Here is a 20,415-nt window from a genome sequence, read left to right on the forward strand (position 1 = left end):
ATTGGGGCATATTATGAGAGAAAAAATATTAAGTTACATAGAACACAATAGTAGAATTGACCTTGAGGATTTGGCAATGATGCTTGGCACAGAGCAGGCTATGATTGTTAATGAGCTTGAGGCTATGGAAAATGAGCATATAATTTGTGGTTATCCTACACTTATCAATTGGGACAAGGCTTCTGTTGAAAAGGTGTCAGCACTTATCGAGGTGCGTGTTACACCTCAAAGAGGCATGGGTTTTGATAAGGTGGCAGAGCGCATTTACAACTACCCAGAGGTAGATGCAGTATATTTGATTTCAGGAAGCTATGATTTCATGGTTTCTATTGAGGGACATACACTTAGAGAGGTTGCTGATTTTGTATCAGCTAAGCTTTCTCCACTTGATTCAGTGCTTTCCACACAGACTAACTTCGTTTTGAAGAAGTACAAGGATCACGGCATAATTATGGCAGAAAAGCATGTTGATGAGAGGGAGAAGGTGAGCTTATGAGAAACCCTCTAAATAAAACAATTACAGAAATTAAACCATCAGGAATTCGTAAGTTTTTTGACATTGTAGCTGAAATGCCAGAGGCTATTTCACTTGGTGTTGGCGAGCCTGATTTTGATACACCATGGAAGGTTAGAGACGAGGCTATCTATTCTCTTGAGAGAGGTCGTACATTCTATACTTCAAACTCTGGTTTAAAGGAACTTAGAATAGAAATCGCAGAATTTCTCAAGCGTCACTATGGTCTTGAGTATGACCCACTTACAGAGATGCTTATGACAGTAGGTGGCTCTGAGGGTATCGATGTGGCACTTCGTGCAATGCTTGATCCAGGTGATGAGGTACTTATTCCTCAGCCATCTTATGTTTCTTATGAGCCATGTACAATTCTTGCTGGCGGTGTTCCAGTGGCTATCAATCTCAAGGAGGAAAATGAATTCCGCCTTAAGCCAGAGGAATTAGAGGCAGCTATTACCGACAAGACTAAGATACTTATCATGCCATTTCCTAACAACCCAACAGGTGCAGTTATGGAGAAGGCAGATCTTGAGCCAATCGTTGAGCTTGTTAAGAAATACGATTTATTTGTTCTCACTGATGAAATCTACGGTGAGCTTACATACACAGGAAGCGGTCATGTATCTATTGCCAGCTTCCCAGGCATGAAAGAGCGCACTATTTACATCAATGGCTTCTCTAAGAGTCATGCTATGACAGGATGGAGACTTGGTTATGTTTGCGCACCACATGTGATTATTCAGCAGATGACTAAGATTCACCAGTTTGCTATTATGTGTGCTCCTACAACTAGCCAGTATGCAGCAGTTACAGCTATCCGTGATTGCGATGAGGATGTGGCTAACATGAGAGAGGAGTACAATGACAGACGTCGTTACCTTCTTAATCGCTTTAAGAAGATGAATGTTAAATGCTTTGAGCCTTACGGTGCATTCTACATTTTCCCTTCAATTGCAGAGTTTGGTATGAGCTCTGAGGAGTTCTGTACACGCCTCTTAAAAGAAAAGGAAGTGGCAGTAGTTCCTGGTACAGCTTTTGGTGAATCTGGTGAGGGCAATGTACGTATATCATACGCATATTCACTTGAGAACCTTAAAAAAGCCATGGACCGCATCGAAGAATTCATCAACGAACTTCGTGGCTAGGGGTTGTGTACAAAATCCTACGTTCACAATCATTAGATATTCTTCCAGTGACTACATGTCACTTTCAGAATACTAATAGATTGTTAACTGGATTTTGCTCCAAACCGCAAGCAAAGGCGGAAAAGTGGTATATAATAAACGATATATACATTAGAAATATTAGAAAGAGTAAGCTGGTAGTTCACAATCTCTGAGGTCTCCGGAGAATGACATGTAGTCATCGGAGGAGGCTCTCAGGATTGTGAATGTAACCAGCGTAGGTTTTAAAATGCTTAATATAGTTTTGCATGAGCCTGAGATTCCTGCGAATACGGGAAATATCGGCCGCACATGCTGTGCCACAGGCACAAGACTTCATTTGATAGAGCCACTTGGTTTTGTCCTTACAGACAAGACTGTAAAGCGTGCTGGAATGGATTATTGGGACAAGCTTGAGGTGTTCCGTTATGATGACTGGGATGACTTCAAGGCTAAGAATCCTGATGCCAAGGTCTACATGGCCACTACAAAGGCTAAAAAGACACACACCCAGGTGAATTATGAGCCAGACTGCTACATAATGTTTGGCAAGGAGAGCGCAGGTATTCCTGAGGAAATCCTTGTAGACAATGAGGAGAATTGTGTTCGTATTCCAATGGGACATGATATTAGATCTCTTAATTTATCCAATTCGGTAGCAGTAATTTTGTATGAGGCTCTGAGACAAAATGACTTCCTCGGCCTTGAGACTGAGGGTAATTTACATAGACTCAACTGGAAGGAATAGTGGGTACCAATGTCAATTATTCGAGCAAAAGAATTAGTTCATGAATATATTAGACGTGATGAAGAGGGCAATGTTGAAGCAATTCAGGTTGCCCTTGATCACGTTAATCTTAATGTAGAGCCAGGTCAGTTTATTTCCATTTTAGGACATAATGGTTCTGGTAAGTCTACTTTCGCTAAGCATATTAATGCGCTTCTTACACCTTCAGAGGGCACACTTTATGTAGATGGCATGAATGTGTCTGATGATGAGTATACATTTGCAGTCCGTCAGACTGCAGGTATGGTTTTCCAGAATCCAGACAATCAGATAATTGCATCTGTAGTAGATGAGGACGTTGCTTTCGGTCCTGAGAACATCGGTGTACCTACTGAACAGATTATTACAAGAGTTGAGAAGGCTCTTAAGATGGTGGGAATGTACAAATACAAGAGTCATTCTCCAAACAAGCTATCAGGCGGTCAAAAGCAGCGTGTAGCTATTGCTGGTGTTATGGCAATGGAGCCAAAGTGTATTATTTTGGATGAGCCGACAGCCATGCTTGACCCAGATGGTAGAGCAGATGTGCTTCAGGCTGTTCATACCCTCAATAAGGAAAAGGGCATTACAGTTATCCTTATTACCCATTACATGGAGGAGGTTGTAGACTCCGATTATGTTTTTGTAATGGAAAAGGGTAAAGTTTTCATGGAGGGCAAGCCTCGTGAAATCTTTAAGGATGTTGATTTGCTTAAGCAGCACAGCCTTGATGTACCACAGGTTACACTGCTTGCACATGAGCTTAGAAAAGCAGGAGTGAACCTTCCTGAATGTGTACTTACTAGAAAAGAATTGCTTGAGGCTTTAAAAGAAAACTATGGCCATCTAATCAGAACTCAGTTAGGAGGAAAGTTAGATTTTCCAGAGAGCCATAAAAAGCAGAATAATCCAGCAGACAATGTGATGATTTTAGATCATGTATCATATAAATACAGCCCAGGAACCAGCTATGAGGTTACAGCCTTAGATGACGTTAGCCTTAATATAAAAGAGGGTGAGTTCATCGGCATTATCGGTCATACTGGCTCTGGCAAGTCCACTCTTGTTCAGCATTTGAATGGACTTATTAAATCTACAGAGGGTTCTATTTATTATCGTGGTCAGGATATTTACGACAAGGATTACGATATTAGAGATCTTCGTACACAGGTAGGTATGGTATTCCAGTATCCTGAACATCAGCTTTTTGAGACAACAGTCTTCAAGGATGTTCAGTTTGGTCCTAAGAATCAGGGCCTTGATGAGAAGGAACAGATTAAAAGAGCCTATGAGGCCCTTGGTTTAGTAGGTCTTCCAGAGGAATTTTATCTGGCATCGCCATTTGAGCTTTCTGGTGGTCAAAAGAGACGTGCTGCTATTGCAGGGGTTATTGCAATGAAGCCAGCTGTTCTTATTTTGGATGAGCCAACAGCAGGTCTTGATCCAAAGGGTAGAGATGATATTTTAGGACTCATTTCCGATATGCATGAAAAGCGAGGAGATACAGTTATTTTAGTATCGCATTCCATGGAAGATGTGGCCAACTATGTAGATAGAATCATAGTAATGGATGGTGGCAAGCCAGTATATGATGGCACACCAAAGGAAGTATTTGCTCACTATAAAGAACTTGAAAAGATAGGCCTTGCAGCGCCACAGGTTACTTATGTGATGAATGATTTAAAGGCTGCAGGTTTTGACGTAAAGACAGACGCCACTACAGTAGAAGAGGCAAAGGAAGAGATTTTATGTTGCGTGAAATAACATTAGGACAATATTATCCAGCAGATTCAGTTCTTCACTCACTTGATCCTAGAGTGAAGCTGTTTTCTACGCTTGTTTTTATAATTACTCTGTTTGCTGCTAACAATGTGGTGTTATTTGCAATTGTTCTTGTGACTTTATTTGGAATTATCCGCATGAGCCATGTACCATTTTCATTTATGGTTAAGGGTCTTAAGTCTATCGTCATGCTTTTGATTATCGCTGGTCTTTTTAACCTGTTTTTGACACCGGGAAGGACCTTAGTTTCATTTTGGATTTTTTCTATTTCTGATGTAGGTCTAAAGAATGCAGTATTAATGACTAGTCGTATGATTATTTTAATTATTGGTACATCCATTCTTACACTTACAACAACACCTAATCAGCTGACAGATGGTTTGGAGAAATCACTTGGATTCCTTAAGAAGGTAGGTGTTCCTGTCCATGAGATTTCTATGATGATGTCTATTGCCCTTAGATTTATTCCTATTTTGATTGAGGAGACAGATAAAATCATGAAGGCACAGATGGCTAGAGGTGCTGATTTTGAGACAGGTGGACTTATTAAAAAGGCTAAGAATATGGTGCCACTTTTAGTACCACTTTTTGTATCAGCTTTTCGTCGTGCCAATGATTTGTCTTACGCTATGGAGGCAAGATGCTATAATGGTGGTGAAGGCAGAACCAAAATGAAGCCACTTAAGTACAGCTCACTTGATCAGAGAGCTTACATTTGTATTGCAGCTTACACCATAGGATTTTTTGTTGTAAAAGGAATTTTGTAGAATGCGAGTAATGATAGTGGTTGCCTATGATGGCAGCGGATATAGTGGCTGGCAGATTCAGCCCAATGGAGTGACAATAGAACAAAAGCTTAATGAGGCCCTTACAGATTTATTGCAAGAGCCTATTTCTATAATGGGAGCTAGCCGTACTGATGCAGGAGTTCATTCTCTTGGCAATGTGGCAGTGTTTGATACTAATTCTAGAATGCCTGCTGACAAAATTAGCTTTGCTCTCAATCAGAGATTGCCTGATGATATTGTGGTACAGTATTCATGTCAGGTTGATGATGATTTTCATCCAAGATATGCCCCTTGTAGAAAGACATACGAGTATAAAATTTTAAATCGTAAAATGCCTGATCCTACAAAGCGCAAGGATACATTCCATTATTACTATGATTTGGATGTGGAAAAGATGAACGAGGCAGCAGCCTATTTGATAGGCCAGCATGATTTTACTTCTTTTTCTTCTGTAAAAGCCCAGGTTAAATCCCGTGTACGCACTATTTATACAGCTAGGGTTTATAAGGAGGACGATGTAATCCACATTTGTCTTACAGGTGACGGTTTCCTTTATAACATGGTTCGTATTATTGCAGGTACCCTTATTAAGGTGGGGGCAGGCGAGATGGACCCAATGTATATGCTTGAAATATTCCGTGGACGCAACCGTGAATTGGCAGGTCCAACTGCCCCTGCCCATGGTTTAACTATGATAGGTATCGAATATGAGTAATATATAAGCCTGTAGTTAACAATCTCTGAGGTCTCTGGAGAATGACATGTAGTCATCGAAAGAGACTCTCAGGATTGTTAACGTAACTGGCGGATTGATATCAAGTATTAGTAATGTATAGCCTGTAGATAACAATCTCTGAGGTCTCTGAAGAATGACGTGGAGTCATCGAAAGAGACTCTCAGGATTGTTACCGTAACAGGCGGAGGTTTTATGGCAAAAGCGAAGTATGAATCGATTTATAGAGATTTAAAACTTAAGATAGAAGACGAGGAATATGAGTACCAGAGTATTTTGCCATCGGAGAGTACTTTGGTGGGAGTATATGATTGTTCTAGAAATACGGTAAGACGTGCTCTGGCCCAGCTTGCAGAGATAGGCTATGTTCAGGCTATTAATGGTGTAGGTGTCAGAGTTATCTACCAGCCTTATGACAAGGCCAGCTTTATCATTGGTGGTATCGAGACATTTAAGGAGACTGCTGCTAGAAACAAGCTAAATAGTGACACTGAGGTAGTGATGTTTGCTGAGATAGTGGCAGACGCCAGAGTTGCTAAAAGAACTGGATTTGCTGAGGGGACTGAGCTCTACTACATCCAGAGACTTAGAAAGCTTGATGGCAAGCCATGTATTATGGATATCAATATGTTTGACAAGTCAATTGTCACAGGCATTACTCCTGAGATTGCAGCAAAGTCCATCTATGACTACATCGAAAATGAGCTGAAGATGGAGATAGGCATGAGTAAGCGTAAGATGACAGTAGAGAGAGTCACTGAGGTGGATTCAAAATACCTAAGCCTTGGGGATTACAATTGTCTTGCGGTTGTCACTAGCCAGACATTTAATGGAATGGGTATTATGTTTGAATATACCCAGTCTCGACATGTGCCTGAGTATTTCTGCTTCATGGACACAGCTGTCCGCAGTGATACAACAAATAAATAGACTTATAAAAGTATCTAGCATTGCTAGGTACTTTTTGTGTTTTAGGGGATTTTGAAATTATAAGGTAAGAATTTTTTATGAAATATATTGACCTGTTTAAACAGCTGTGATATAAAATAACTATGAGACCTGTTTAAACAGGTTAGCGTGTGAAGTATTTATAGAAAAAGGAGATTGTCATGGGAAAATTTACAGAGGAAAGCAAGCAATTACTCGATTTGATTGGCGGAAAGAGTAATATTGCAGCAGTATCACACTGTGTTACGAGAATGAGATTTGCTCTCAATGACCCTGCAAAGGCTGATATTAAGGGAATTGAGAAAATCAAAGGTGTGAAAGGTACATTTACTCAGGCTGGACAGTTCCAGGTTATTATTGGTCAGGAAGTTCAGGAATTCTACAATGATTTCGTTGCAGTAGCAGGAGTAGAGGGAGTTTCTAAGGACCAGGTTAAAAAGGCAGCTAAGAAGAATCAGAATCTTCTTCAGCAGATTATGTCTTCAATCGCAGAAATTTTTGCTCCAATTATTCCAGCTCTTGTAGTCGGAGGTTTGATTTTAGGTTTTAGAAATGTAATTGGTGAAATCGATTTTGGTAATGGCACTATCGTTTCACAGTCACAGTTCTGGGCAGGTGTCCATAGTTTCTTATGGCTTATAGGTGAGGCTATTTTCCATATGTTACCTGTTGGTATCTGCTGGTCTATTACAAAGAAGATGGGTACAACTCAGATTCTTGGTATTGTACTTGGTTGTACACTTGTATCTGGTCAGCTCCTTAACGCTTATGGCGTTGCAGGTGCAGCAGCTGATGCTATTCCAAAGTGGGATTTTGGTTTTGCACAGGTTAACATGATTGGTTATCAGGCACAGGTAATTCCAGCTATTCTTGCAGGCTTTTGCCTTGTGTTCCTTGAGAAGTTCTTTACAAAGATTTGTCCAAAGGTAATATCAATGATTGTTGTGCCATTCTTCTCACTAGTACTTGCAGTTATGGCATCACACTTTATTTTAGGACCTATCGGTTGGAAGATTGGCTCATGGATTTCAGCAGGTGTTCACGCTGGTCTTACAAGTTCAGTTAACTGGTTGTTTGCAGGCGTATTTGGTATGTTCTATGCACCACTTGTTATCACTGGCCTTCACCATATGACAAATGCCATTGATACACAGCTTGTTGCTGATTTCGGTGGTACAATACTGTGGCCAATGATTGCACTTTCAAACATTGCTCAGGGTTCTGCAGTTTTAGGTATGATTTTCCTTCAGAAGAAGAATACAAAGACTCAGGAAGTTTCTATTCCAGCATGTATCTCATGTTACCTTGGCGTAACAGAGCCAGCTATGTTCGGTGTTAACTTAAAATATGGATTCCCATTCTTTAGCGCCATGATTGGTTCATGTATCGCAGCTATCATTTCTGTAGGTAGCGGAGTTATGGCAAATTCAATTGGTGTAGGTGGTATCCCTGGAATTCTTTCAATCCAGACAAGATATATGCTTATTTTTGCAATTTGCATGCTGGTTGCTATTATTGTTCCATTTGTGCTCACAGTTGTTGTTGGCAAGAAGAGACTTACAACAGAAGATATATACGGCGAGAGTGAAGACGAGGAAACAGAAGAAGTAATAAAGGTTGCAGATGTTGATTTAACAACAGTTGTAGCAGGAAAGGTTATTCCACTTGAGCAGGTTGAGGATGAGGTTTTCTCTAAGAAGCTTATGGGTGATGGAATTGCTATTATTCCAGATGAAGAAGTAGTTCATGCTCCAGCTGATGGCGTTATTGCAGTTACAATGGATGACAGCAGACACGCAATTGGAATGAAGCTTGATAAGGGGGGAGAGGTATTGATACATGTAGGTATCGATACAGTTCAGATGAACGGCGCTGGTTTTGAATATTTGGTAGAGAAGAATCAGGCAGTAAAGGCCGGCCAGCCACTTCTTAAATTTAGTAAAAAGGAGATTGCAGCAGCAGGCAAGGCTGACACAGTAGTCTGCGTTGTAATGTAAGGCAGTTAAATGTTAGATTTCAAAGATAAAGTTGTTTATCAAATATATCCTAGATCATTTTATGACACCAATGGAGATGGCTTTGGAGATTTAAAGGGTATCACAGCTAAGCTTGATTATCTAAAAGAGCTTGGGGTAGATTTCCTTTGGATTACACCTTTTTTCATTTCTCCTCAGAGGGATAATGGCTATGATATTGCTGATTATCGCCAGATTGATCCACGATTTGGCACTATGGAAGATTTTGAAGAACTATCAAGTGAAGCTAAGAAACGGGGCATAGGCATAATGCTTGATATGGTTTTCAATCACACTTCCACAGAGCATCAGTGGTTTCAAAAGGCTATTTCTGGGGACGAGAAATACATCAATTACTACAAGTTTGTGGATGGAACAAGAGATTGTCCACCTACAAACTGGGTGTCAAAGTTTGGTGGCAATGCTTGGGAATATGTAGATAGCCTGAATAAATGGTATTTACACTTGTTTGATGTAACTCAGGCAGACCTTAACTGGGACAATCCAGAGGTTAGAGATGAGCTAAAGGATATCATCAGATTTTGGAAGGCAAAGGGGGTTAGCGGATTTAGATTTGATGTAATTAACCTAATATCAAAGCCTGAGAATCTGGAGAATGATTATGAGGGTGATGGTAGAAGATTCTATACTGACGGTCCACGAGTTCATGAGTTTTTAAAGGAACTGGTGGCAGATACTGGTATAGCTGACATGATAACAGTAGGGGAAATGTCATCTACCACAATAGATAACTGCATAAAGTATTCTAATCCATCAGAAAAAGAGCTTTCCATGGTATTCAGCTTCCATCATCTTAAGGTGGATTACAAAAATGGAAACAAGTGGGAGCTTATGCCTTATGACAAATCTGCTCTTAAAAAGCTGTTTAAGGATTGGCAGGAACAGATGTCAAAAAATGGCGGCTGGAATGCAGTCTTTTGGACTAACCACGACCAGCCTCGCACCATTTCTCGATTTGGTAACGAGGAAAAGTACTGGAAGGAATCGGGCAAGCTTTTTGCCGGTATTATCCACTTTATGAGAGGTACTCCTTATATTTACCAGGGAGAGGAGATTGGAATGTTAAACACTCACTTTACTGACATTAGCCAGTATCGCGATGTGGAAAGCCTGAATTATTTCAAGATTTTGCAGGAGGAAGGGAAGTCTTCTGATGAGGCTCTTGCTATTATTAATGAGCGCTCTAGAGACAACTGCCGTACACCAATGCAGTGGGATTCCTCAGCAAATGATGGATTTACAACAGGCACACCTTGGATTGAAGTTCCAGAGTATGGCAAGCATATTACTGCAGAGTCCCAGATAAATGATGAGACATCTATCTTTTCATTCTACAAGAAGCTGATTTATCTCAGAAAAGAGTACAAGATTATCTCAGATGGAGGAATCTCATTTGATGAGAGCCCTGAGGAGATAATAAGCTATGAGAGAAAATTAGGGGATAAAGTCCTTAAGGTTGTTGGAAATCTATCTGAAAATGAAGCTGATTATAGCTGGTCAGATGAAGGATATGACAGACTGATAGGCAATTATGACAGCGCAGTAAATTCAACTAAGGGGCAGATAAAACTTAGACCTTATGAGTTTGCTGTATTTAAAAATTTCTAGTATAATGGGGGTGCTTTCGGCACCCTCTTTTTTATTCATTTTCTTGTTGACGAAAGCTAATTCCTATTGTAAAATGTAACGGTTGATGTAGTAAGGTAACTTGCGTCCATTAGCCCGGAGGCGAGTTTTACTATAATTATCCATGCAGGTGCCCGGACATCACCGGCTTGGAGCTTTAGATTTATTTAAGGAGGAATTCTCAATGAATACTTATATGCCAAACCCATCTCAGATTGAGAGAAAATGGTATGTAGTTGACGCTGAGGGCCAGACACTTGGTCGTCTTTCAGCAGAAGTTGCAAAGGTTTTAAGAGGTAAGAATAAGCCAGTCTTCACTCCACACGCTGATTGTGGTGACTATGTTATCGTAGTTAATGCAGAGAAGATTAAGGTTACAGGTAAGAAGCTTGATCAGAAGATTTACTATCATCACTCAGACTATGTTGGTGGTATGAAGGAGACAACTCTTCGTGAGATGCTCAACACACACCCTGATAGAGTAATCGAGCACGCTGTTAAGGGCATGCTTCCAAAGGGACCACTTGGTCGTCAGATGTACACAAAGCTTTTCGTTTACGCTGGACCAGATCATAAGCAGCAGGCACAGAAGCCAGAAGTGCTTACATTTTAATAGGAGGTAGATCATGGCTAAGAATACAACAAAGTATTACGGAACTGGTAGAAGAAAGTCTTCAGTTGCTAGAGTATATCTTGTACCTGGCACAGGTAAGATCACAATAAATAAGAGAGATATCGACGAGTACCTTGGTCTTGAGACATTAAAGGTAGTTGTTCGTCAGCCACTTGTAGCTACAGGCACTGTAGAGAAGTTTGACGTTATCGTTAACGTAAAGGGTGGCGGATACACTGGCCAGGCTGGTGCTATCAGACACGGTATTTCACGTGCACTCCTTGAGGTAGACGCTGAGTACAGACCTACACTTAAGGCTGCTGGATTCCTCACAAGAGATCCACGTATGAAAGAGCGTAAGAAGTACGGTCTCAAAGCTGCACGTCGTGCACCACAGTTCAGCAAGAGATAATCTTACTGCAAATGCAAATTCAAAGAACCAGAGCAAATTTATTTGCTACTGGTTCTTTTTTTGCATTTATTGGAAGATTGAGATGGGATTCTTGACCGAAGGTCAAGAATATTCCATCTCAATCTTGGCAGTAAGAAAATCTCTTGCTGAACTTGCAATTCTTGTTTTGCAGGAATCCTTATCTCTTTTCTGCGAATTGTTTCTTGGATTTGCAACAATCCTGTACTTTATTGGAAAACAAGAAATGATGAGCAAGACACGAAGTGTCTGCGAATGGCATCGCGGAATATAGATATCTGTCCTGGGGTCTTTTTTGTGTGCCGTTGAACAGGATGGTAGATATAGGTATAATTATAAACAGTTGCTACAAAGAAAAAATTTAAGTATTTCTGAATAGATTAACTTATATAATAACTGATTATAAGACAGATGAACTACAGGGAAGGAGATTCGAGAAAAATATGAGCAAAGAGATAAAATGGGCTGTACTGGGAACAGGTGTAATTGCAAATGAAATGGCTGCAGGTCTTCAGAAAATGGGTAAATCTCTTTATGCAGTAGGAAATCGAACCTATGATAAAGCGGTTGCTTTTGCAGAAAAGTATGGTATCGAAAAAGTCTATCCGTCAATCGATGAAATGTTTGCCGATGAAGATGTGGATATTATCTACATAACGACTCCTCATAATACTCATTATGGTTTTATGAAGAAAGCTTTGGAAAATGGTAAACACATCCTGGTTGAAAAATCTATCACTTTGAATTCTTCAGAACTATGCGAAATGATCAGCCTGGCAAATGAAAGAGGCCTTATACTTGCAGAAGCAATGACAATCTGGCACATGCCGATATACAAGGAACTGTGGAAGATCATAGAAAATGGAGAGCTTGGAAAAGTTCAGATGATAACGGTGAACTTTGGAAGCTTCAAAGATTATGATATGAAGAACAGGTTTTTTAATCGAAAATTGGCAGGTGGAGCAATGCTTGATATTGGAGTATATGCCCTAAGCATTGTCCGTAGCTTCATGGAAGAAAAACCCGAAAATCTGATGAGCCAGTGGAAGAGTGCACCGACCGGAGTTGATGAGCAGGCGACTATTCTATTACAAAATGATAAGAATCAGATGGCAACTGTAGCTCTTACCATGCACTCAAAGCAACCTAAACGAGTAATGATAAGTTGTGAAAAGGGCTATATAGAGATAATGGAGTTTCCACGTGCTGATAAAGCGATTATTACAGAAGCCTTAACCGGCGAAAAAAGGGAAATATCAGCAGGGAATACGGCAGATGCTTTGTACTATGAGCTTACAGATATGGAAACAGCAATTACTAGCGGAGATGCTTCTGTTATGAAACTACAGTATTCGATTGATGTAATGGATATTATGACAAGGCTTAGAAATGAATGGGGATTGAAATATCCTGAGGAAGAGTAAATCAGAAGATAATCTTACAAAAGATAGACAAAGATTTAATGAGTAGAAAGTAAAATCAGAGTATTATTTTTGATTGCGGTTATTAAAGTTGCCACCAGCAGCATACAGTAGCCCTTAGTACGAAATCACCATTTTACTTCAGGGGGAGTTATGCAAACAAGAGAAGAAGCGTTAACCTACGGCCTTTCATTTCCAGACACATATCAGGATGCACCTTTCCATGATGCCAACTGGCAATTAGTCAGATATAAATACAATAAAAAGGCTTTCCTTTGGACTTACGAGAGGGATGGATTTATAAATCTAAATGTCAAGGTGGACCCAGATAATGCCTACTATTGGCGCAGAATTTATGATGCAGTGATTCCTGGATACCATCAAAACAAGGACCATTGGAATACCATTATCCTTGATGGAAGTATCCCTGAGAAGGACATAAAGCTTATGATAGCTGAGAGTTATGATCTTATCTCAGACAGCCCTTCAAAGCGTATATACGAGGCTGTAAAGAAGATTCCAAAGGGCAAGGTGGCGACTTACGGTCAGGTAGCAAGCGTAGCCGGTGATAAAAACATGGCCCGTGCTGTAGGAAATGCCCTTCATAAGAATCCAGATCCTTTTAGCATTCCTTGTCATAGAGTTGTTAACGCCAAGGGAGAGTTGGCAGGACAGTATGCCTTTGGCGGCGCATGGAAACAGGGAGAAATACTTGAATCCGAGGGTGTAGAAGTCATAGATGGTAGAGTTGATTTAAAAAAGTATCAGTGGAAAATGGATTATTAACCTTGAAAATATGATTAATTTTAACTCCAGAGAGAAAGGGTTCTCCCTGGAGTTTTTGTGCTATAGGAAGTTATATGTTATAATGATTGAAAATTTGGACTCGACATTAATTTTGTCTATTAATTGTCGATACAAATTTAAGAGAGAACAATTGTAAAGCTAGGACAGCGAATATTTCAACGGAATGAAGTTGTATTTCTAAAGGAGGATAATTTAATGAGTACAATTCATAATTCCTATGAATATTACGAGGGAAATCAGAGTCTTCTTAGCATGCTTAATAAAAAGAAGACCGGTAACAAGTTAATTAATCAGATTATTTCAGACAATGATGCTGCCTTTAAGAAAAAAATGGAGTCTATGGGAATCTACACCGATTCCTCTAAGGATAAGTATTCTAACGTAGCAAAGGCTTCTGACAGTTTACTTGATGCAATTGAAGATGTAACAAAAGAGGAGTTGTATAAGGTTCAAGAGGGCAAGGAATACGATAAGTCTCCTTTACTTAAGAGCATTACAAATTTTGTTACAGCATACAACAACGAAATTACAAGCCTAAATAACTGTGGAGGGGCATTGAATCAGGAATTTGCCAAGGAATTCAAGGCTTCATTTACAGCTAATAAAGATGCTTTAGAGGAAATTGGAATCACTTCAGACGATGATGGCAAACTTACTATCAATCAGGAAAAATTATCTGGAGCTCCAGGTAATAAGCTTAAGACTGTATTTGGAGATAATTCTGGATATATTAAGTCTGTAACAGCAAGTGTAGATCCAATCAATGATATCTTAGGCAAGGTAAGAGCATTGAGATCTTCAAATTACAATTCTAAAGGTATTATGTTTTAATAATGGACCAGGGGGACGGGGTTAGTGGACCATTTTGAAAATGGTCCACTAACTCCGTCCCCCTGGTTCATTTAGAAAGGAAAATTTATGAGTAAAAATATTGTAGTTTTATTTCCGGGAATTGGCTATCACAACGATAAGCCACTTATGTACTACACAAAAAAGATTGCGAAAAATGCGGACTATGAAATAGTAGAGGTCAGCTATGAATTTGGTGAGCTTCCTAAAGACTTGAAGAAGAATCAGGAGAAAATACAGGAAGCATATGAGGAAGCTTTTAAGCAGGTTGATGAGCAGCTTAAGAATATAGATTTTAAAGCATACGATAGGGTTGTATTTGTAGGCAAGAGCATTGGTACGGCTGTAATGGCAAGATACAACATGACCTATGAGTTGGACGTGGATATGATTATCTACACACCGATTCCAGAGACATTTAATTATGTGTCAAACTGTGAGGGATTGGTATTTCATGGCAGCGCTGATCCGTTCTGCGATACAGATATGTGTGTTCAGCTGTGCGAAGAATTATCCCTTACCTATGCTGTTGTTCCAGGGGCTAATCATTCCCTTGAAACAGGAGATGTTGCCCTTGATATTAAAAACATAGGACGAGTAATGGAGACAGTTGAGAAATTATTTCTATAAGGCTAATGTACAAGCCGGATAAAAAGGAGGATAATGAATAGGCGACAGTTCATTGATATTTAACACATATATAGTATTCTGATTCAGTAATGGACCACTAACCCCGTCCCCTAGGTTCATTTTGTGGGACTAAATAGGTACACCTCTGTGGGTTATTATTTACACAGTTAATGATGTGTAAGTGATTTATGGAGGTATTACTTATGAAAGGATATGTTGTTTCGGCTGGATATATGGGACTTGTAGATGGTAATTATGAATTGTTTGCCACAGAAGAGGATTACTACGAATACATGGCAGCATAGGTGAGGTAAAACATGATAGTGCAGGTATTATTGGGACTTTTGATTCCATTTGCAGGTACTACAGCAGGCTCGGCCTGCGTAGTATTTATGAAGAACGAATTAAAGGATAAGGTGCAGCGAGCTCTTACTGGATTCGCCAGTGGAGTTATGGTGGCGGCATCTATATGGAGCTTGCTTATACCTGCTATGACACAGTCTGAGGAGAATATGGGCAGATTAGCCTTTATCCCTGCTGTGGTTGGATTTTGGCTTGGTATTCTATTCCTGTTATTGCTTGACTGTGTTATCCCGCATTTGCATATGCATGCAGAAAAGGCTGAGGGCCCTAAAAGCAAGTTAAAGCGCACCACCATGATGGTACTTGCGGTGACCCTTCACAACATACCAGAGGGTATGGCTGTTGGTGTTGTTTATGCAGGTGTTATCACAGGTAGCGGTATTGTAACCGTTGGAGGAGCGTTGGCTCTTGCTTTAGGTATCGCCATTCAGAATTTCCCTGAGGGAGCTATTATTTCTATGCCTCTTCATAGCGAGGGCGTTAGTAAGACTAGAGCTTTTTTGTATGGTACTTTATCTGGAGCCGTTGAGCCGGTAGGCGCATTTCTCACTATCATAGCAGCAGGGCTTGTAGTTCCTGCTATGCCATATCTCCTCAGCTTTGCAGCTGGAGCTATGATGTATGTAGTAGTAGAGGAATTGATTCCAGAGATGTCATCAGGTGAGCATTCTAATATAGGAGTTATTATGTTTGCCCTTGGATTTACTCTTATGATGGCCCTTGATGTGGCTCTGGGCTAATCATTTAGTTTGGAATCATTCAATTTAATATTAAATATTTGTTGAAAAATACCCCCCTGTAGAAGTATCTTATATTATAAAGATTTTTACAGGGGGATTTCTTTAATGAAATTAGCAATAATAGGAACAGGTAAAATAGTTCACGAAGCCCTCTTTGCCATAGAGGAACTTTCTGAAATTGAAAAGGTGGCAATATATGCTAGAGCACACAGCAAGGAAAAAGCTGATGAGCTGGCTAAGAAGTACGGAATTAAGGAAGTCTATACAGACTACAATGAGCTTTTGGAGAAATCTGATTGTGACACAGTATATATAGGACTTGTAAATAGTGCCCATTTTCAGTATTCAAAAGAGGCTCTTCTGGCAGGGAAAAATGTTATTTTGGAAAAGCCATTTACTGAGACTTTAGAGCAGGCCCTTGAGCTTAAGAAAATTGCTGAGGATAAGGGACTCTTTTTACTAGAGGCAATAACAGTACTTCACAATCCTGTGTTTGATAGGGCAAAAGCGGTACTTGATGAGCTAGGGCCTAAAAAGATGTTTATGGCAAACTATTCCCAGTATTCTAGTCGTTATGATGACTATAAAAAGGGTGTGGTGGCTCCTGCCTTTGATCCTGAACTTGGTGGAGGCGCATTAGGAGATATTAATGTATATAATATTCATTATGCGGTAGCCCTCTTTGGAATGCCAAATTCCGTGGAGTATTTTCCTAATAAGGGATTTAATGGAGTGGACACTTCAGGCATGCTTATTTTGTCCTATGATGGATTTAGTGCCATGTGCACAGGAGCTAAGGACTCAGACAGTCCAAGCTTTGTAACCATACAGGGCGAGGATGGATATATGACAGTAAATGGCAAACCTAATTCAAGTGATAGCCTGACTTTAGTTACCATGAAATCTACAGATGACAAAACACTTGATGCAGCAGGCTCCATTAAAAGGCAAATCCATGAGGAGGAGTTTACAAAACCTGAGATGAGACATAGAATGACTCAGGAATTTATTGATTTTGCAGCAATTATCGATAATAAAAATTTTGATAAGGCAAAAGAATTACTTGAAGAATCAATTACAGTAGTTAAGGTACTTAAGAAAGCGAGGCAATAATAATGTACGATAAGATATCAAGACTTCTTATGTTTGGGGATTTGAGCGAGGAGAGCATTCTCTATCAAATGGGGAATGTAATAGATAAAGTAGAGTCAGGCGACTATAACAAACGTGAAGTGACAAAGGATATTAATGCTGTGTCAAAGCGACTTCTGATGCTTGCTACAGATTATGGCTTTGATGACAATCTCTGGCACAATTATATTGCCTTTTACATTATTACAAATGAGAATCCATTTTCCCTTGTGACAGAAAAGACAGATGTTAAGCCAGGCTCTGTAAATTATCTTGTGGAAAATGATTTTAAGCTTTTAAAAGAGCTTTTTGATTATGATTTTAGCCCTCTTGAAAAGGAGCTTGGTATCGGTTCATTTTCTGTATTTAACAACTACAGTGCTGTTCACAAGAACGAGCAGATGTACAACCGCAATGTAAGCGAGAAGGTAAGAACCCTCTCAAAGGCACTAGAGGCAGCCGCTGATGAGAAGGAATTCTTTAACGTAATTACGGATTTTTATAAGTCTTACGGCGTGGGTATGTTTGGCCTTAACAAGGCATTTAGACTAGAGGAAGTTGGAAATAACGATATAAAGTTTGTTCCAATCAATAACATGGATGAGGTAGTTCTAGATGATTTGATTGGATACGAGTATCAGAAGCAGCAGCTTGTAGAAAACACTGAGAGCTTTGTGGCTGGCAAGAAGGCCAACAACGTACTTCTCTTTGGTGATAGCGGAACAGGCAAGTCTACAAGTATTAAGGCTATCGTTAATCAGTACTATAATGACGGTCTTAGAATGATTGAGATTTACAAGCATCAGTTTAAGTATTTATCAAAGATAATAGCTACTATCAAAAATAGAAATTATAAGTTTATTATCTATATGGATGACTTATCATTTGAGGAGCATGAGATAGAGTACAAGTTCCTTAAGGCTGTCATCGAAGGTGGCGTGGAGACTCGCCCTGATAATATTCTCATATATGCCACATCTAATCGTAGACATCTTATTAAGGAAACATGGAATGATAGAAACGATCAGGATAATACAAATGACAGACATCACTCAGATACAGTGGAGGAGAAGCTTTCTCTTGTTAATCGTTTTGGTGTTACAATATGCTACTCAAAGCCTATGCCAAAGGAATACGTGGTAATCGTTACAGAGCTTGCCAAGCGAGCAGGCATCACTATGGATGAGGAGCAGCTTATAGCTGAGGCAAAGCAGTGGGAGCTTAGCCACGGAGGTATATCAGGTCGTACAGCCCAGCAGTTCATCAATCATTTGTTGGGGGCCAATTAGATTATCTAATTTAAAGCGACAACCATTACTAGAATGGCTGTCGTTTTTTATGTATAAATAAATTGACACGACTATGCTAGAGTAGTAATATAATACTCAGTATACAGGGAGGACTATATAATAATGACTTGTGAAAAGTGTGGTGCTGTAATTGAAGATGGACATATTATGTGCCAGAAGTGCGGTGCACTTGTTACTATTGGAACAAAGAATAATTATGGAATTAACTGGGATACTGAACCAGCTAATAAGGTGTCAGACCCTTTTTTTGAACTGCAAGATAAAGAAGTTAAAGAAGATATAGAAGATATAGAAGTAGATATTGTAGAAGATATTGAAGGTATAAAAACAGATGAAGAGATAGATAAGTATGAAAAGCATATCCCTGTAAGACTTATTTGCTTGTTTGTAATAGCCATCATAGTTACAGTTGGAGCTATATTAAAAGGAAAATCTTTTTTTGAAGAAAGAGAAGAAAAAGCGTTTGTTAATCATATATATGAGAATGAATGGGCCTATGAAAACATGGAAGAGTCAGATGGTAGGATTCGATACTACTCATTTAACAATGGTATTTATGACAGCAATGGTGAGATGTATTGTAGTAAGTCCAATATAGATGATCAGAAAACCACTGTCTTGTTTAATTATTCCAATACTAGATGTCGCTATATTGATTTTTCAGATTCAAAAGATGGTGAATCCGGAATTTTATATATAGGTGCTGATGGTGAAAAAAGTAAAATAGCTGAAAATGTATGTGAAATATATGGCACAGGACTATTTGGAGAAAAGGATAGTTATTATCTCACCAAAGATGGTGAAGTTTATAGTTATGATGACAAGACATGCAAAAGCACACTACGCTACGAGAATGTTATGACTATGGCGGTTGATGAACTTGGGGATTCAGTAGCATATCTATGTGAGAATGAAGGAGAATATGTAGTAAACTACACTGATGAGGATACCGTAATCGAGATAATAAGAGGAGAAAAGAAGCTGGCTCCTTTTGGAATTTCGAAGCGTTATCATGGTAATTATATTTTTCTAAGAGACATGGATAATGGAGAAATATATAGGTTTTCTTTTTCTACAAAACAACTTGAGGACTTGGAAATTAATGCACCAAAAATGTCAGATGCCGTTTTTAACAAAACGACAAAATGGCTGTTGGTTAACTCAAATGGTTCACTTTATTGGTGCAAACCTGATACAGAGCCTTCTATTCTTGCAACAAATTTTGAAAATAGGGATTATGCAAATTATCTTGTGGATGGATTTGTATGTACTTTGGTGGTTGATGATAAAAGTATCTTTCAGTACAGGCTTGATGTCAGTGGTGATCAGTATTATCTAAATCTGGAACAGGTGAGTGATGATTATGTAATTGAAGATTATGTTGTTGAAAGCGATGGAGATGTAGTCTTCTTATCTGAAGATAGCCTATATTGGTCTAGGTATGCTTCAAGTGACCCGGTAGAAATATTAAGTGATGTCAAAGCTTTATATCCTGATGAAGGTTCATTTAACAATTATACGGCAGTGGTGTTAACTGAAGATGATGAATATTATTTATGGGTGGATGGACAATTAATTAAGCTTGATAAATCTCCATTTTAATTAAGGGATTGTTTTTCAACAGTGAGCATAAACTTATGGTTTATGCCCACTGCTTTTTTGTTGATGTATAGATAATTTGGGTAATGTTAAAATATTATCAATAAGAGCAATTGATCAACCCGGGACATTGAGAGATGTTGCTCATACTGTTATAATATGCAAA

20 protein-coding genes are annotated in these 20,415 nt (G+C 39.2%); all 20 read left to right on the forward strand.

All coding sequences use genetic code 11. The annotated features are described in order from the left end of the window. The first annotated feature begins 13 nt into the window (after positions 1-13). Complete coding sequence (locus F0Q01_RS02555) at positions 14-496, forward strand: Lrp/AsnC family transcriptional regulator (protein ID WP_090150072.1); 483 nt, start codon at positions 14-16, stop codon at positions 494-496. Then, entirely contained in the window at positions 493-1,659 is a 1,167-nt protein-coding gene (locus F0Q01_RS02560; RefSeq protein ID WP_090150075.1) for a pyridoxal phosphate-dependent aminotransferase, read from the forward strand. Before F0Q01_RS02555 ends, F0Q01_RS02560 begins: the two co-directional genes overlap by 4 nt. A 268-nt stretch (positions 1,660-1,927) precedes the next feature. Then, complete coding sequence (gene trmL / locus F0Q01_RS02565; RefSeq protein ID WP_090150079.1) at positions 1,928-2,425, forward strand: tRNA (uridine(34)/cytosine(34)/5-carboxymethylaminomethyluridine(34)-2'-O)-methyltransferase TrmL; 498 nt, start codon at positions 1,928-1,930, stop codon at positions 2,423-2,425. Between the two features lie 9 nt (positions 2,426-2,434). Then, entirely contained in the window at positions 2,435-4,207 is a 1,773-nt protein-coding gene (locus F0Q01_RS02570) for an energy-coupling factor transporter ATPase (protein WP_090150082.1), read from the forward strand. Next, positions 4,192-4,992: an energy-coupling factor transporter transmembrane component T family protein gene (locus tag F0Q01_RS02575; protein WP_090150085.1), complete on the forward strand. Its 801-nt coding sequence runs from the start codon at positions 4,192-4,194 to the stop codon at positions 4,990-4,992. The genes F0Q01_RS02570 and F0Q01_RS02575 overlap by 16 nt, the downstream gene beginning before the upstream one ends. 1 nt (position 4,993) lies before the next feature. Further along, positions 4,994-5,728: a tRNA pseudouridine(38-40) synthase TruA gene (gene truA / locus F0Q01_RS02580; RefSeq protein ID WP_090485896.1), complete on the forward strand. Its 735-nt coding sequence runs from the start codon at positions 4,994-4,996 to the stop codon at positions 5,726-5,728. 213 nt (positions 5,729-5,941) lie between these two features. After that, positions 5,942-6,676, forward strand: a complete 735-nt coding sequence (locus F0Q01_RS02585; RefSeq protein WP_090485899.1) for a UTRA domain-containing protein — start codon at positions 5,942-5,944, stop codon at positions 6,674-6,676. 179 nt (positions 6,677-6,855) lie between these two features. Next, positions 6,856-8,691, forward strand: coding sequence for a PTS system trehalose-specific EIIBC component (gene treP, locus F0Q01_RS02590; protein WP_090485902.1), 1,836 nt, complete (start codon positions 6,856-6,858; stop codon positions 8,689-8,691). A 9-nt stretch (positions 8,692-8,700) separates the two neighbouring features. After that, the gene (treC, locus tag F0Q01_RS02595; protein WP_090485905.1) at positions 8,701-10,338 is read left to right on the forward strand and encodes an alpha,alpha-phosphotrehalase; all 1,638 of its coding nucleotides are present in this window, start codon (positions 8,701-8,703) and stop codon (positions 10,336-10,338) included. Between the two features lie 202 nt (positions 10,339-10,540). Then, positions 10,541-10,969 carry a 50S ribosomal protein L13 gene (rplM, locus tag F0Q01_RS02600; protein WP_090150102.1) on the forward strand — a complete coding sequence of 143 codons (429 nt, stop codon included), beginning with the start codon at positions 10,541-10,543 and terminating at the stop codon, positions 10,967-10,969. A gap of 13 nt (positions 10,970-10,982) precedes the next feature. Further along, positions 10,983-11,381 carry a 30S ribosomal protein S9 gene (rpsI, locus tag F0Q01_RS02605; RefSeq protein WP_028234846.1) on the forward strand — a complete coding sequence of 133 codons (399 nt, stop codon included), beginning with the start codon at positions 10,983-10,985 and terminating at the stop codon, positions 11,379-11,381. 82 nt (positions 11,382-11,463) lie between these two features. Beyond that, on the forward strand, positions 11,464-11,673 hold the full coding sequence (locus F0Q01_RS02610) for a hypothetical protein (protein WP_090485908.1): 210 nt from the start codon (positions 11,464-11,466) through the stop codon (positions 11,671-11,673). Positions 11,674-11,842: 169 nt separating this feature from the next. Beyond that, a complete protein-coding gene (locus F0Q01_RS02615; protein WP_090485911.1) occupies positions 11,843-12,823 on the forward strand; it encodes a Gfo/Idh/MocA family protein in 981 nt (326 codons plus the stop codon). Positions 12,824-12,973: 150 nt separating this feature from the next. Further along, complete coding sequence (locus tag F0Q01_RS02620; RefSeq protein ID WP_090485914.1) at positions 12,974-13,606, forward strand: methylated-DNA--[protein]-cysteine S-methyltransferase; 633 nt, start codon at positions 12,974-12,976, stop codon at positions 13,604-13,606. A 216-nt stretch (positions 13,607-13,822) separates the two neighbouring features. Further along, positions 13,823-14,458, forward strand: a complete 636-nt coding sequence (locus F0Q01_RS02625) for a hypothetical protein (RefSeq protein ID WP_090485917.1) — start codon at positions 13,823-13,825, stop codon at positions 14,456-14,458. An 87-nt stretch (positions 14,459-14,545) separates the two neighbouring features. Beyond that, positions 14,546-15,106 (forward strand): hypothetical protein, encoded by a 561-nt coding sequence (locus tag F0Q01_RS02630; protein WP_090485920.1) that lies wholly within the window; start codon positions 14,546-14,548, stop codon positions 15,104-15,106. A 317-nt stretch (positions 15,107-15,423) separates the two neighbouring features. After that, positions 15,424-16,209 carry a ZIP family metal transporter gene (locus F0Q01_RS02635; protein ID WP_090485923.1) on the forward strand — a complete coding sequence of 262 codons (786 nt, stop codon included), beginning with the start codon at positions 15,424-15,426 and terminating at the stop codon, positions 16,207-16,209. Between the two features lie 105 nt (positions 16,210-16,314). After that, positions 16,315-17,322, forward strand: a complete 1,008-nt coding sequence (locus F0Q01_RS02640; protein WP_090485926.1) for a Gfo/Idh/MocA family protein — start codon at positions 16,315-16,317, stop codon at positions 17,320-17,322. Positions 17,323-17,324: 2 nt separating this feature from the next. Beyond that, the gene (locus F0Q01_RS02645) at positions 17,325-18,629 is read left to right on the forward strand and encodes an ATP-binding protein (protein ID WP_090150126.1); all 1,305 of its coding nucleotides are present in this window, start codon (positions 17,325-17,327) and stop codon (positions 18,627-18,629) included. Positions 18,630-18,752: 123 nt separating this feature from the next. Further along, complete coding sequence (locus F0Q01_RS02650) at positions 18,753-20,252, forward strand: hypothetical protein (RefSeq protein ID WP_090485929.1); 1,500 nt, start codon at positions 18,753-18,755, stop codon at positions 20,250-20,252. Positions 20,253-20,415: the final 163 nt, after the last annotated feature.

Source organism: Pseudobutyrivibrio xylanivorans (genome assembly GCF_010906925.1).
GTDB lineage: Bacteria > Bacillota > Clostridia > Lachnospirales > Lachnospiraceae > Pseudobutyrivibrio.